Origin of the sequence: Reichenbachiella sp. 5M10, from assembly GCF_002742335.1 — a bacterium.
GTDB lineage: Bacteria > Bacteroidota > Bacteroidia > Cytophagales > Cyclobacteriaceae > Reichenbachiella.
In genome coordinates, this window is record NZ_MDGR01000007.1 from 2,284,091 (window position 1) to 2,299,844 (window position 15,754).

Consider the following 15,754-nt stretch of genomic DNA (forward strand, 5'->3'; position numbering starts at 1 on the left):
ATAATTATATTCTCTAGACTTTTCTATAATTGTGCTTCTACTATCTATACATATGAAGATTTATATCAACGATATTCCGGTAAGGATAAGAGACTCAAGACGTAAAGAGGAGAAAGAGTATGATCTTCAACTGATAGACGCAGAAGGTATGATCCCTCTCGCCAAGTTAAAGGGGCATGTTTTGATCAAAAATAAGACGCACAGCGCCATAGATAAGCTTCTCAAAATCATGACCAATAAGAAGCATCATAAAATAAAAAGTGTGGAAATTGTGGTCAAAAACAAGCTCAAAGCAGAAGAATACCTCATCTCCCACTTCAACCTCGTAGAAGCAGCAGGTGGCCTGGTAGAGAAAGATGACAAAGTCATGATGATACTCAGACACGGCCTTTGGGACATTCCCAAAGGCAAGTTGGAAAAAAACGAAAAACGAAAAAATGCAGCTGAGCGTGAGGTCGAAGAAGAAACAGGTGCCAAGGTACAAATCATCGAGAAAATTGGCGCAACATGGCACACCTACCTCATGAACCACAAATACGTAATCAAGAAAACACATTGGTACCGTATGGAATGTCTCGACGATTCCAAAATCAAACCCCAAAAGGAAGAAAACATTCAGGAAGTCGTTTGGATGAATCAAGAAGAACTCGACATTGCAATGTACCACTCCTATAAAACGATCGGACAAGTGGTCAAAAAATACCGCGAATTGATGAGTATTGAAGCCTAGAAAAAGGCCCCTTAGATTTCGTACGGCACAAATGGGGAAACATCTCCATCGTACTTATGTACTTCACGAATGATTGTAGAGCTAATGTGTGCAAATTCAGGAGAAGTGATCAAAAACACGGTCTCCAAGGATTCGTTGAGGTAGCGATTGACCTGTGCAATGCTATTTTCGTACTCAAAATCCGTTGTATTCCTCAACCCTCTCAATAAATACCCTGCTTTATACTTTTTTGCTAGAGAAGCTGTCAGTTCGTTGTAGGTAATCACCCTGATTTTAGGATGATCAGCAAAGGTCTCATTGATCTTGTCAATCATGAGGTCAATCTCAAAATACCGCTGCTTTTTAGAGTTGTGTCCTACAGCTACAATCACTTCATCAAACAAGGAATTTGCACGCAACACAATGTCTTGGTGGCCCTTGGTAAACGGATCAAATGACCCTGGGAAAAGTGCTATTCTTTTGTCAGCCATGACCGTGACATTAGTCGCAAAGGTGCATGCTAAACAAATCGATGTGATGATGATCCGGGATCTCATCAAACATATAATTGAACTTCAAGAACGAAGGTTTGTTACCCAAAGTCACATTTCGAATATACTTACGCAGCAAAACCAAGGATTCCCCCTTCTCAGACAAACTTCCCCAAAACACAACAGACTGAGTACGCTGATCCAAACCAAACTCCTTGAATACGAGCATGACATATTTCAATAGTTCTTGGCTCGATTTGATCGAAAACTGATTGTAATAATGCAACTGTCCATTTTGTGCGACAAACACGTGCAGGACATTTCGATCAAGAATACAGTAGACTTGTTTACCTTCTGACTGAGGTCTCTGTCTAAGTACAGCTTCGATCAAGGCACTCCCCTGATGCAACACAGTCACTTTCTTGTTGGGATACAACGACTGAACCCAGTTTACCAAACGCTTGTCCGATGCAAAGGCATTGACCACATTTGTTGCTTTATGTTGGTAGAAATACTCGCCTTCTACATTTGGATTGACCACACAGTTCAATTTCAAATACTCGCCTATAGAGTCGGGAATAAAATGTGCACTAGGCACCAAAGAGAACTTATGACTCTTCAAGGACAACTTGATCGAATCCCAAAACCCAGCCTTCAACAGGTGATGATTTTCAAACAGACTCATCAACGCTTGCAAACGAGCATTAACCGTCTTGATATCGAGCAGCATATAGTCCTCGACGAGCAAGCACGAATCGTCCTTGCTATCGGTCACACAAATTTGAATGTCACGAATACCAATTTGCAATAAAAGACAGTAGTCGTGTAGTTTATCTACATCGAATCTACTGTCCTTTACTCTATGAATTAGTTTATATGAAGTGGATCTTGCTGTCTCCAAAGTTTCTTACTCCCAGTTTCCTGCTGTTGTGATATTTGTTCTTGAACCGAATCTTAAAGGCTTCTTGGTACGGGCCTCGTTGTCTTCTTTCCTTGCAGGGTTGATAGGCGCAGTACTTTTGACTTCTACTACATCTACCTTCACCCCACCTTTGTCAATTTCGTCAGCCCACATGTCAAATGTCGCTGTTTCACTACCTGGCACTTTGTCCAATGTAGCCAAGTCAAACTTAGGGAATTTTTTCTTAGAGAAAACAGAATCTTTTACCATTACAGTACCGATCGTATCGATCTCTACATAGACACTATCTGCACCATAATCCAAGGTGATGATATGCTCGATTTTGTTTACGATATAAAACTGTCCAGAGTCGACAAAGCTTTTCAATTTCGCCCAATCACTGGTGTATTGTCCATTGACTGCTTGGTATGCGATCTGAGCTTCTCTGATCATTGTCAATTTTTCTATGATAGCCTTCTCCCCTCTTTCGATACGGTTAGACTCATCAATTGACTTATAGATACTATCTCCTAGGTAGTACGCTAGGCCTAAGGATATTACCAAAAAGGCAACTGATATGATTTTAGTTTTCTCCATTCTGCGATTCAATTTTTTGCAAGTATAAATATTTTTAGAGTAATTCTGCTTCTAAGCAAATGCTATTTTAGACATTATTTCCCAAATATAAAAAAACCCCGATAGCCTAACAATTCATTCATATTTTGAAGATTTCTCAGGACCGGGTGAAAGCACTCCTCCCCCTTCTTTTGGATGTCATCTATACTCAGAAACGCATACTCCTGAAGGCTTTGATTGTCACCCGATTCTGGATCTATACCTAGGACAAATTCACCACTTACCGCCTTGATTTCGAAGAAAAGCTCGATCGCATGCAATGCCTCTGATCGAAACTCGTGAAGAAATAAAAAATCCCCCACTGTCACTTCAACCCGTAGCTCTTCGCGAAACTCTCTCGATAAGGCCTCCGACAATCCTTCTCCAAACTCTACACCTCCACCTGGTGGCAACCATAGTTCGTTCTCAGTATTGAGTCCACTATGATTGAGTAGCAATACTTTGTGGTCATGCACCCACAACCCCATCACGCGTACGCGGACTTTGTTGCCAAAAATACTTGCAATTTCTTCAGAGGTCATAGTATTGGGATACCTATTATTGTAATTCCAAATTAAACAAATCGGTTTGCCACTACCCTCAGAAATATTAAAAAATAAATTTGAACACGAGCCTACACCAAGCCAGCTTCAAATGTTTGCGGAGTTTGATCGATTCATTGCCTCCAATGACCCTAAGACCACCTTCGTCTTGCAAGGATATGCCGGCACAGGAAAAACAACCATCGTTGGTACTCTGGTCAAAATTCTGCCTCTCTTTAATTACAAATTCGTCCTACTCGCACCTACGGGCCGAGCCGCCAAAGTCATCAGCCAATACGCTAAACGAACAGCCTTTACGATTCACAAAAGAATATACAAAACCAAAAATGACAAAGATGATCTTGGACCTGTATTTAGCAGAACCAAAAACTATCAGAGCCACACCATTTTCATCGTAGATGAGGCTTCTATGATCGGTTCGGAAGCGGAGTTCAAAAGCAAGAGTCTGCTCAACGACCTCATCGAATATGTCTTCGAAAACCAAAACAACAAACTGATACTGATCGGAGATACGGCACAACTCCCTCCTGTCAATCAAACGTCGAGCTTGGCACTGGACCGCAGCTATCTCCAAGAAGTATACAAGCTCCATGTATATGGCACTACACTGACGCAAATCACACGTCAAGCAGCGGATAGCGGCATCCTAGTCAATGCCACGGCTCTAAGGGATGCACTCAATACCAAAGAGTTGCGGTTTCACTTCCATACCAAGGATCATCAGGACATCTACCGGATGACCTCCGAAAAACTCGAAGACGGCCTTCGCTATGCGCATGACAAATATGGAATAGAAAACACGCTTGTCATCTGTCGGTCCAACAAAAATGCAGTGATGTACAACCACTACATCAGAAACAGCCTCCTCTACAAGGAAGACGAACTCGATGCGGGCGACCTCCTCATGATCGCTCGCAACAACTACACCTTTGGACAAGAGGATATTCCCTCGGGATTCCTCGCCAACGGAGACTTCATCGAAATACTCAAAATCAAAAGAGATGAAGAGCTACACGGTTTGCGCTTTGCAGACCTAGAGGTCCAGCTGGTAGACTACCCTGATGTCAAACCCTTTGAAGTGAAAATAATTTTAGACGGCTTGCATAGCTATAGCCCAGCTTTGACGCGCGAACAAAACCAAGCCTTGTACACCAGCGTCCTAGCGGACTATGCTGATCTACCCAAGAAAAAACAAAAGGAAGCCGTCAAAGAAGACAAATATCTCAATGCGCTACAAGTCAAATATGCTTATGCGCTGACTTGTCACAAGTCTCAAGGCGGACAATGGGATGCGGTTTTTGTAGACCAGGGCTATTTGGGAGAGGATTTTGAACAACGCGATTTCATACGGTGGGCATATACTGCAATGACTAGGGCAAAAAACGAATTATTTCTCGTTAATTTTAACGCCAAATTCTTTTAAACAATCGCTAGAAAACGATCATTATAACAAAAACTAGATATGAAAAAGACACTGATAATCCTTTCACTCTTTGTGAGCACACTCTCTGCATTGGCACAAGAAGGGGCTGAGATCATTGCTCCTGGACCACACATCAAATTCGCTACATCCGTATACGATTTTGGTGACATCACACAAGGTGACCGAGTCAACTACACGTTTGAATTCACCAACGATGGAGACACCCCACTCATCCTCTCCAATGTCCAAACCACTTGTGGTTGCACTGCATCCAGCTGGCCAAGAGAACCTATCGCACCTGGAGCATCTAGCAAGATCGATGTGACATTCAACAGTACAGGAAAGATTGGCCATCAAAACAAAGTAATCACAATCACTAGCAATGCCACCAATAATCCAGAACGTGTCAAGATCGTCACCAACATCCTACCAAAACCTGCTGAAACTAGTACAGAAGAAGATTCATAAACAAGAAGACGGGACACGTCCTCAACAAAAAAGCGGTCCAAAACCAATGTTTTGGACCGCTTTTTTGTTGCTCTATCACGTCTAAACCTATTCTCCTTTCCTAAACAACTGAATCAACACCGAAACGCCAATCACCCCAGCACAACCGATTAGATTGAACCAGAGATACCCAATCTCAGTAAACTGAAACAAAGCCAAAATCAGCAACTGTGAAGCAATAGCCGCCCAAAACACCGCGGTTCCTTTGACAAATTTCACAAAGAACGCTACAAGAAATATCCCCAAAATATTGCCATAAAACAGAGAACCCAAAATATTGACCATTTCAATCAAGTTTTCGGATTGATGGGCCATGAAAGCAAACCCAATCGCTAGACACCCCCACAAGGCAGTCAACAATTTGGAGACACGGACGTATTGTCGGTCAGTTGCTTTGGGATTGACAATGTTTTTATAAAAATCTACAGTCGTCGTAGAAGCCAACGCATTGAGCTCACCAGAGGTCGATGACATAGCTGCCGAAAAAATCACTGCAATCAGCAAACCGATCAGCCCTTCGGGTAAATAATTGAGAATAAAAGTCAAAAACACATAATCTGAATCCTTGGTTTTCATGGAAGCATCATGTGCTGAGATCAACTCGCGCATGTCTTGACGATTTTGTTCAAGTGCTTCTGTCGATTCTTTCATCTCTTCTATCCCGATCTGACCTTGTGGGGTCTCCATATCCGTCTGCACAAAGGACAAAACTGCTTCTCTTCTTTTGATATGAAGTGCTTCATGCTTGGAAAGCAATTGATCCGTTTGTTCGGGAGCCACGACATGCAGTTCTTCTACGGACCGTTCGTTGAAATGCACGGGAGATGGGTAAAAAATGTAAAACACATAAAGCATTGCTCCGGTAAGCAGAATAAAGAACTGCATAGGAATCTTCATCACCGCATTGAACATCAACCCCATCTTGCTTTCAGCAGTATTTTTCCCCCCAAGGTAGCGTTGTACTTGTGACTGATCTGTCCCAAAGTACGACAAAGCCAAAAACAAACCACCCAAAACACCAGACCAAACAGTGTATCTTTTTTCTATATCAAAAGAAAAATCCACAGCATTGAGTTTATCCAAATTCCCAGCAACATGCAGAGCCTCTGTAAAACTAACAAAAGGGCTCAGGTAATATACGATAAAGCCAAAGGCAACCACCATACCGAAGAGGATTACCCCCATTTGCTGCTTTTGGGTAATACTCACGGCCTTGGTCCCTCCACTCACCGTGTAGATAATGACCAAAAGCCCCACCAACAAAACCGTATACACCAAGTCCCATCCGAGTATGGTCGATAAAATAATCGCTGGAGCATAAATGGTAATCCCTGCAGCTAATCCTCGTTGGATCAAAAACAAAAAAGCTCCCAATAACCGAGTCTTCTTGTCAAAACGCGACTCCAAGTACTCATATGCCGTGTACACTTTAAGTCTATAATAGATAGGTATAAAAACAAAAGCAACGATCACCAAGGCGATCGGTAGTCCAAAGTAGTTTTGCACGAAGGCCATACCACTCTCATACGCTTGCCCAGGAGTAGAAATAAAAGTAATCGCGCTCGCTTGAGTTGCCATCACCGAAAGACCAATCGTACCCCATTTCATACTATTTCCTGCAAGGAGATAATCCTGCATACTATTCGTACCAAGGGTCTTGTACACACCATACCCCACGATAAGTCCCAGTGTCCCAAACAACACCAACAAATCCAATCCACTCATATAAATGCTTGACTAAACCAGTACAACAACGCGATAACTCCCAAAAGAGTCGAAAGAACGAACCAATACATCTGGCTCCATCGTTTGAAAAATGGCGGTTTTTCTTCTATTTCTTGCATGACGATTACTTACCCAATGAGATCATATTGGCAAAGATACGATAGGCTCCTGGCACGCCTGCAGGCAACTCTCTAAACCAAGAGTAGCCCGTGTACACATAGTACCCTTCCCCATACTTAGCCACCAACAAACCACCGTCTCTGGCGGGCTCCCCTGGGTCATTGGAAGACAAGATGGCTTCAAACTTTCCACTCCATTTGTTCGGAAAGTACAACCCTCGCTCTTGTACCCAGTTGTCAAAATCATCAGAACTAATCTTGTTGGGTGTATTGAGCACAGGGTGCTCTGGCTGTAACAAACGAACCTCTGCCCCCTCTACTGACACACGATCTCGAGATAGCTGCAAGTCATAGGGAGCGACATCCTCTGTCACAAGACGATGTGAGGTATTGTACTGCACGATGACCGTCCCTCCTTCTTTGACATACTGCATCAATACCTTGTTTTGAAACTTCAACTTGTCCCGTGTATTAAAAGCTCGAATACCTAGAATAACTGCATCATATTGACTCATATTATCCAAGGTGATTTGTTCATCGTCAAGCATGTCTACCTGGTACCCAATTTGTTCTAAACTCGCCGGCACATCATCCCCTGCCCCTGCTATGTACCCAAGGTTATCCCCCTTACGTTTCAAATCAATGTGCACCACCTTCGCTGCAGCTTCAGGCAACAGGGTTTGTGTAGGAATGTGCTCATATTCTATCTTTTCGATCGCATAGCTGTATTGCTCTGAACCTACCGACACCTCTGCCTTGACATACCCTTCAGATTGCATACTAGGAGGCGTCAATGTAAATGCAAATACCTGTTCTTGTCCTTTGGCATCCATACTGAACTTGTGTACTTTGGGCTTAGCACTCCAGCCCTCTGGCACATTCAATCTCAATTGCCCTTTTGTCTTATCGTCTCCAGCTGTTACTTTGACATTCACTTCCTTTTCCTTTCCTTCCGAAAACACAATCACTTGACCTTCGATATTCGCAAAAACAGGTGGTGCAATCACCACGGGCTTGTACACTTCTCCTTCTACAGGGTCACTGATTTTGTACACGACAGGGATCTTGTAATCCAAATAGGTTCCCCCTATTTGGACGGTAAATACAGCACTCAAGGCGGGCTCATTTTCGGGACTGCCAATCAGCGCAGGATCGTCGACTCGATACATCCCCAATGTGCCCTTCTTTTTCAACCAATATGGTTGTGAATAGTCTACGTTATCTTTTAGGTCGTAGTGCTTGTCCATATGGATCGGACGGTTGTAGTGCAACTTCTGATCGACACGAAAGGATTGAATCCCTTCAATGTCAATAGCAGTCAAAACAAGTGCAGCATCAGACCGGTTGATCACTTCAATACTTAGCTCCAACTCGTCACCCGGAGCGTAGGTATTTTCATTGGCTTTGACCTCCATATACAACCCTGCACAGGCTTTGATCAAATCCTGGATTTGTTTCTCTTTGACTTGACGCCAGTATTTATCTTCTATATTTTGCAAGGCATTGTACGCCGATACCAGATCAGAAATAATCAATTCGGGATGAGCCGGGTCAAAATCCATCAGTGCATTATCAATATGATACCCCACTTTATCTCCGCCTTCCACTCTAGCCCAAGTCACCTCTATACCATCAAAAAGATCCTCTTTGGCCTCTTCTCCAGTCACTGGAATAAAATACTCCATAGACGTACCTCTGGTTCCTACTGTACCAAACCCTTGGCTCTTGTGCATGCTACGGCTATGCGCTGCAATCTCCGTGTAGGACTCACCTAGCAAGGAGTTGTAGCCTCCCACATCAAATGACAACAGTCCTTCTGGGTGAAATTCACCATCCTTCCCTTTGAAAAAATGAGGGTGCGTATTGAACAATAGCCTTTTGGGCTGCCATACACCATACATCTCTGCAGACTCAGGATACGCTGTAGGATCAGCTGCCAGATTGAAAGCCTCTCTGGCCAAAATTGCAGAGGCCGTATGATGTCCATGCCCCCCACGTCCATCCTCGGGAAAACGGGTCACCACTACATCGGGTTTATGTTTGCGATACACTCGCACAAAATCAGAGAGTACCTCATCTCTATTCCATATTGTAAATGTTTCTTCTGGATTTTTGGAATAACCAAAGTCATTGGCCCGACTAAAATACTGCTGACCACCATCCGTACGCCTAGCAGCCAATAGTTCTTGAGTTCTTATCACTCCTAAAGCTTCTCTAATCTCTGGTCCGATCAAGTTTTGCCCTCCATCTCCTCGAGTGGCGGACAAGTATGCTGTATGGTAATGTTTTTCGTTAGCGAGATAGGTGATCAAACGCGTGTTCTCATCATCTGGATGGGCAGCCACGTACAAAACTGAGCCTAATACATTCAATTCCTGCAGGTCATGCAGTAATTCTCCCGAATTAGGTTGTTTGGGTTGTTGAGAGTAAGACAATAAGGGTAAAAAAACAAAGAGAGAGGCGGCAATTCGTAATGTCAATTTCATAGAAAATTATGTTCTGCAATTTTAGTCTGCTACAAACGAAAGCTAAATTAACGACGAAAAAAGGAATGAGTTTGGATTGGACAAAAAAAACCCTGATTCCACCTCTGGAATCAGGGCGTAGTTGACCTACTTTAACCTAACCTAGTTTTAAATATCTTTATTTTGGCTTAGTGCCGAAAATTCTTTTTTCAACCTCAATTCTTCTTAAATACTTTCACCAAGAACAGTCCAAAACAACTCATTTTGAACACCTTTGAATTGAATACAACGGTAAGGTAAGAGGAAAAAAATCTACTTCCAAAGATTTTAACATTCTATATTGTTAAAATTCTATTCTTGACGGTTATCTAATTGATAGACAGTAGCCCCCTGTACTCCTGGCCTTTTATCTGAAATTGATAAACATACAAGCCGGGACGAAAAGTACGCACATCCACGACCCATTGTTTGCCGTCCTTGTTCATACTCACATCCCACTTTTTCCCAAAGACATCAAACAATTCAAAACAATTCACATCTCCCAACTGTGCATCCAAGTAGAGCCAATCACTGGCTGGATTAGGGTAAATCACAAAGCCTTTACCGTCTACCAGTCCCAAGACATCATGAGTCTTTACTTGATACTGTCTCCTCAATGTATCCACACAACCTAACTCACTCGATACGCTCACAGCCACCAGATATTCTCCTTCCTCAAAAAACGTATACACCAACTGATCTGAAACTCCCACCACGGCATCATCTATCGACCACCGATATGATACAACTTTAGTCTCTGAACTAACCTTAAAAATCGCAGTAGACTGCTGCTCCAACACCATGACCTCTGGCATGACAGACCATACTGGATCAAAAACCACACGCTTCAACTCCAGCTCTACTGCGTTGCTCTCATGATAATCGCTGACATTGGTAATGAAGAAAGAGGTATCAGATTCGATTGGGCCAAGCCATGCCTCAGACCCTTTTGCAACAATATGCGTGAGAGACGCATCACTGTAGAATACAAAATACTCACCGTGCAAGGGCTGAGAAAACACCCTTGTACCTTTGCAGACCGTACGCCGGGTATTCTGGTTGATCCCTGGCTGAGTACTAGTAGCAAACTCCACTCGCTGACTCACTACTGATGTACACCCAGTACTACTCTTTGCTTCCAGTACAACTTCCATCTGATTCTTCGTAGACACATCAATCACCAGTACTGACTGTTGGCCCCAATCCTCCCCATCTATTTGCCATTGATAAAACTCGGCTCCAGTACTCACGTCCTGCAAGTGGATCATCTCACTACCAGACCAATCGGTCGTGTCAGGAGAGTACTCAAAAGCAGCCTGAACAGGATCTACAACTATCGTGACCGGCACCCTCACACTTTCGTTGGTCGTCTCGATCGAACTCACGTAATATACTGTCGTTTCATCCAACATGGGCGTACTCCATTCACTCCCTTCTCCCACGGGTACTTCATCATTCTCATGAGCATACACCCGCAAACTTTCAGAATTGGAAGCAGTGATTCTCGCAGATTGTCCAGCACACACCATCTGATCCTTTACATTTGGCATCTCTCCCCGTTCTCCTACCTTGAAGACACGAGCCCCAGATGCCGCACAACCTTGAGACGTGACAATAGATAAATTCACCGCATACTCTCCAACCGTATTAAAAGGAGTAAAAGGGTTCTTGGCAGCCGAGTAAAAGCCATTGCCAAAATCCCACGACCATGAACTTGCAGACAAAGTCTCATCCACAAACTGGACCTTGTTTTGCTCCGTATCTCCCAAGTAAAATTCCTGTGGCTCACTCCTAAACTGAACCTTTGGATCCGCCACCTCTACCTGCATCGCATACAGGTCACTGGTATACCCTGTCTCCTGAACCGTATAGTAAAACATAGAATCTCGATCCAAACCAGTCAACATCAACCCTACTCCCGAGTTCACCAAGTCCATCCCATTAGAGTCACTATAGATGTGTAATACCTTTTCATTTTCCAAAGAAACAGGCACTCCTGTACATGTTTGTTCAATCCAACTGACCTGTGGCTGCTCCAAAAAAGCATCATATTGAACTTGAGCCTTTTCAACATTCGCCATCAATTCATCCAATGAGTACCCAAACACCGTCACAAACGCAACCTTCTGCGATGAATATGGAGCCAAATCTCCCATTTGAGCTGTCAATAGCTGTGCCACATCGTTTCCATTGGTTCCTCCAGCAGTCCATTTGGGATTTATCATATAAGCATACTTCAAGCTATCGCTAAATCCTTCGGTGATATCCAGCGCCTCCCCCTCACTATCGTATAGATCTATCGCTCGAAACACAGACGGTTGTCCTGTCAACAAAGCCACGCCAGTCATTAGCGTTCCATCTACCAAGCTATAGCAATAGCCTAATTTCTTCTCCTCATTCCATTCGGAAAAATTATCCTCCACAGCCCCAACACCAAAATCAACATATAACCCCATAGACATACCTGGTCTCATCTTATCCAAGGTATTGGTCACACGGTATTCCTGTATCATATAACCATCCTGTTGCTCATCTGTCCATAGCATAAACTCTTGTTCGATCCGTAAGCCCTGAACAGTCTCAGCCCCTGTATCCACAAAGGATCCTCTGGCATAGCGATCCACCTCCGTACTTTCATAAGGCCGTATATTCTCGATAGATTCAAAATCTTGATCCCGAGTATGAGAGACCCAGCTATTGGTGATGTTATTGGACAGTGTATCTCTCGCATTGCCTATCGCAATACCCATTTCATACGCCACTCTGACCCCATTATGATTCAACCCATGCCCACCTTGAAACACGTCCTCACTATACCCCAAATTAGCATTAGCGCCAATCGTTTGGCTAATTTGCCCATTATCAATCGTCACATAAGGAGGGGCCGTGTACAAATGAAAGTACTCGAAGTCTTCGTACCCTGCCGCATCGAAGTAGTTCATCCGAAAGCTCAAACGTGTATCTGCAGGGGCATCCGGAGACACCCACACCTTTACACTTACATCATTGATAGAATCAAAACTGTACATACTTCCCAAAACCAGTTCAGGATTGACGACCTCAGCATAAGGAGACTCACTCACAATCTCTACACCTGCGCCAGACACCTCTCTCAGTACATTCACAAAACCAAGAGAAACATCCACCGTATCTCCAGCAAATATGCTCCCGTCAAATTTCGAATGGTACTGCATACCAAAGCTACGAATCGAAGCGACTTGAACCTCCGAGACGGCACGTAAAACATTGAGTCTTCCCTTGCCTAACTGCCCCCAATACTGCGAATTACTCCCAACAGCGTAGATATCATCAGCAGTCATCCGGACACGCTCCATCAACTCAATAGCATTCAATTCAGGAAAAACACTTTTAACCAGAGCCACCGTAGACGCCACTTGCGGAGCAGAGAAAGACGACCCGCTCTCCGAGAGGTAGCCATCTTTGATATTGGTCGACAGGACAGCCTGACCAGGAGCCATGAGGTCAATTTGGTAACTCCACGTTGCATTGCTCGCTTTTTCATCTTTTGCGTTGCTCTTACCTACTGACAACACATGGTCATAGCTCGCAGGATAAAAATCCAATTCTGCATCCGTATTGCCCGCAGCAGCTACTACGGCCATATTTCTTTCCAACACGGCATAATTGATCACGGACTGAGCAATCTCAGAATACCCAAAAACTCCCCCCCATGACAGATTGATCACCGCACATCCCATATCAGCAGCATAGATGATTGATTCGTACGCATTGTGAAACTCACCATTCGAGGATTGAGCGACTTTGATTGGCAAATATGGACTACTATAGGACACTCCTGCGATTCCTATGCTATTGTTGGGCGTAGCAGAAACTATCCCCGCTACATGCGCACCGTGAGACACAGATTCATTACTGGCATAACTCGCATCATTATCCTCATCTCCAAAGTCCCACCCACGATTATCATCAATGTAACCATTACCGTCATCATCCACACCATTGATAGGGTCAAAAGAATTGACATAAGCTCGGTCTACCATATCCTCATGCTCAAAATCAAAGCCGGTATCACTCACCCCGATGATTATCTCTTCGTCTCCTCGCGTGATATCCCAAGCCTCGTACGCCTCTATCAATTGTAAATAATCTTGATTGGCTATCCATTCATCATTGGGAACAAGAAGTACCTCAAACTGCGGTTCCAATTCTACAGCCACGACGTTGCTATAGGACTGCAACTCTTGGACAAACTCTTCAGCTCCATCTTGTGAAACGCTCAACCGATAGATGCCGTCTAGGTATTTACTCTTGGGGGTCGAAGTGACCCTAGCTTGTGTCACAATCTTGGATTGAACCTGTAGCGAAACAAGCGAATGCACCATCTCGTGATTATTGAGCTGATCCATGCTGAGAATATTCCGTATACGCCCCTGTGCTACAGCCGCTTCCTTGATTTTGACATATACCACCTTCTGCTGCCCCAACAAGTCCAACATGCAGCCCCAAAGCAACACTACACCGATCAGTCTATACACTTTCAAGTCAACTATCTCTCTTCATTTCGATCACAAAATTACGACATAATTCTTTGCCCTACTCCCTCCCTTATTCATCATTCGCTACACCAAGACCAAAGGGTGGATTATTTCCTTAAGATAATGAGATTATAAACTGACAATATGTCCTGATTTTCTATCTTTGCTTTTGGAAAAGAATACGGCGCAAGCCAATAGATAAAGAGACGAAAGAATGAAAGGACTGATCAGTGATTTAGACATTCTAAGTGGCGAAGAACAGAAGCAAGAAGAGGTACGCATCACTAAAGACGAAGGGAATACTGGCAAGAAGAAGCTATACATCGAGAGCTACGGCTGCCAAATGAACTTCTCTGACAGTGAGATCGTGTCTTCTATCATGAAGGAACAGGGCTACACTACCACTGCTTCTATAGAAGATGCCGATGTTACTTTCCTCAATACCTGTTCGATCCGTGAGAAAGCTGAGCAAACTGTCCGAAACAGGCTCAATCACATCAATGCGCACAAGAAAAAACGCCCAGAAATGGTCGTAGGTGTGCTCGGATGTATGGCAGAGCGACTCAAGTCCAAATTTCTCGAAGAAGAAAAAATTGTGGATCTCGTCGTAGGTCCTGACGCGTATCGCGACCTACCCAATTTGCTAGGAGATGTAGACTCTGGTCAAAAAGCAGTCAATACTTTCCTCTCAAGAGAAGAAACCTACGCAGACATCAGTCCTGTCCGCCTCAATTCCAACGGAGTGACTGCCTTCATCTCAATCATGCGTGGCTGTGACAACATGTGTTCATTTTGTGTTGTTCCCTTCACCCGAGGCAGAGAGAGAAGCCGTGACCCGTACTCAATTGTACGTGAAGCTCAAGACCTCTTTGACAAAGGGTACAGAGAAGTCACTTTGCTCGGCCAAAATGTAGACTCCTACAAATGGTCTGCTGAACAAAACAATAAAGCCAAGCTAGAAAAATCAGACATCCAAGAGGTCATCAATTTTGCCAACCTCCTCGAAATGGTAGCCAAAGTAGACCCCAAGCTTCGGGTCAGGTTCTCCACTTCGCACCCCAAAGACATCACAGATGAGGTACTGTATACCATGAAGGAATACGACAACATCTGCAAATACATCCACCTGCCCGTTCAGAGTGGAAACTCTAGAATTCTCGACTTGATGAACCGTACATACGACCGTGAGTGGTACATCAATCGCGTAGACAAAATCAAAGAAATACTAGGAGAAGACTGTGGACTATCAAGTGACATGATCACAGGATTTTGCTCAGAAACCGAAGAAGAACATCAAGACACTTTATCACTCATGAGGTACGTCAAATACGACCTATCTTACATGTTCTTCTACTCCGAAAGACCTGGGACACTTGCAGAGAAGAAGTTTGAGGATGACATTCCATTGGAAGTCAAAAAACGTCGACTCAACGAAATCATAGAGCTCCAAAATGAATGTTCGCGTGAAACCAACCGCAGAGATGTAGGCAAAGAATATGAAGTACTCATCGAAGGCATTTCCAAAAAATCTGACCAGCAACTCTTTGGACGAACCACCACCAACAAAGTGGTGATTTTCGATAAAGGTTCCCACAAAAAAGGTGAGTATGTTCACGTCAAAATCAACGACAGTACTACTGGCACTCTATTTGGCACCCTAATCGAAAACGAATAAATAGT

At 43.7% G+C, this 15,754-nt stretch carries 11 protein-coding genes; 4 read left to right on the forward strand and 7 right to left on the reverse strand.

Annotated elements, in window-relative coordinates:
- The first annotated feature begins 52 nt into the window (after positions 1–52).
- Positions 53–730, forward strand: coding sequence for an NUDIX hydrolase (locus tag BFP72_RS09240; RefSeq protein ID WP_099598865.1), 678 nt, complete (start codon positions 53–55; stop codon positions 728–730).
- An 11-nt stretch (positions 731–741) separates the two neighbouring features.
- Here BFP72_RS09240 and coaD read toward each other — a convergent pair whose 3' ends face one another.
- The 4 genes from coaD to BFP72_RS09260 all read right to left on the reverse strand — a co-directional run bounded on the left by coaD (position 742) and on the right by BFP72_RS09260 (position 3,258).
- Positions 742–1,200 carry a pantetheine-phosphate adenylyltransferase gene (gene coaD / locus BFP72_RS09245; RefSeq protein ID WP_099598866.1) on the reverse strand — a complete coding sequence of 153 codons (459 nt, stop codon included), beginning with the start codon at positions 1,198–1,200 and terminating at the stop codon, positions 742–744.
- A 10-nt stretch (positions 1,201–1,210) separates the two neighbouring features.
- Entirely contained in the window at positions 1,211–2,101 is an 891-nt protein-coding gene (locus BFP72_RS09250) for a DUF3822 family protein (RefSeq protein WP_099598867.1), read from the reverse strand.
- Between the two features lie 6 nt (positions 2,102–2,107).
- Positions 2,108–2,698 (reverse strand): hypothetical protein, encoded by a 591-nt coding sequence (locus tag BFP72_RS09255; protein ID WP_099598868.1) that lies wholly within the window; start codon positions 2,696–2,698, stop codon positions 2,108–2,110.
- A 74-nt stretch (positions 2,699–2,772) separates the two neighbouring features.
- Positions 2,773–3,258, reverse strand: a complete 486-nt coding sequence (locus tag BFP72_RS09260; RefSeq protein ID WP_099598869.1) for an NUDIX domain-containing protein — start codon at positions 3,256–3,258, stop codon at positions 2,773–2,775.
- A gap of 112 nt (positions 3,259–3,370) precedes the next feature.
- On the opposite strand from BFP72_RS09260, the gene BFP72_RS09265 reads away from it, so the two are divergent.
- Positions 3,371–4,702: an ATP-dependent RecD-like DNA helicase gene (locus tag BFP72_RS09265; protein WP_099598870.1), complete on the forward strand. Its 1,332-nt coding sequence runs from the start codon at positions 3,371–3,373 to the stop codon at positions 4,700–4,702.
- Positions 4,703–4,741: 39 nt separating this feature from the next.
- Positions 4,742–5,170: a DUF1573 domain-containing protein gene (locus BFP72_RS09270; protein ID WP_099598871.1), complete on the forward strand. Its 429-nt coding sequence runs from the start codon at positions 4,742–4,744 to the stop codon at positions 5,168–5,170.
- 87 nt (positions 5,171–5,257) lie between these two features.
- Here BFP72_RS09270 and BFP72_RS09275 read toward each other — a convergent pair whose 3' ends face one another.
- From BFP72_RS09275 to BFP72_RS09285, 3 genes are all read right to left on the reverse strand, one after another.
- Positions 5,258–6,934 carry a sodium:solute symporter gene (locus BFP72_RS09275; RefSeq protein WP_099598872.1) on the reverse strand — a complete coding sequence of 559 codons (1,677 nt, stop codon included), beginning with the start codon at positions 6,932–6,934 and terminating at the stop codon, positions 5,258–5,260.
- Positions 6,935–7,058: 124 nt separating this feature from the next.
- Positions 7,059–9,539, reverse strand: coding sequence for a PIG-L family deacetylase (locus tag BFP72_RS09280; RefSeq protein WP_099598873.1), 2,481 nt, complete (start codon positions 9,537–9,539; stop codon positions 7,059–7,061).
- A 347-nt stretch (positions 9,540–9,886) separates the two neighbouring features.
- On the reverse strand, positions 9,887–14,074 hold the full coding sequence (locus BFP72_RS09285; protein WP_255397274.1) for a S8 family serine peptidase: 4,188 nt from the start codon (positions 14,072–14,074) through the stop codon (positions 9,887–9,889).
- Between the two features lie 214 nt (positions 14,075–14,288).
- On the opposite strand from BFP72_RS09285, the gene miaB reads away from it, so the two are divergent.
- Positions 14,289–15,749, forward strand: coding sequence for a tRNA (N6-isopentenyl adenosine(37)-C2)-methylthiotransferase MiaB (miaB, locus tag BFP72_RS09290; RefSeq protein ID WP_099598875.1), 1,461 nt, complete (start codon positions 14,289–14,291; stop codon positions 15,747–15,749).
- Positions 15,750–15,754: the final 5 nt, after the last annotated feature.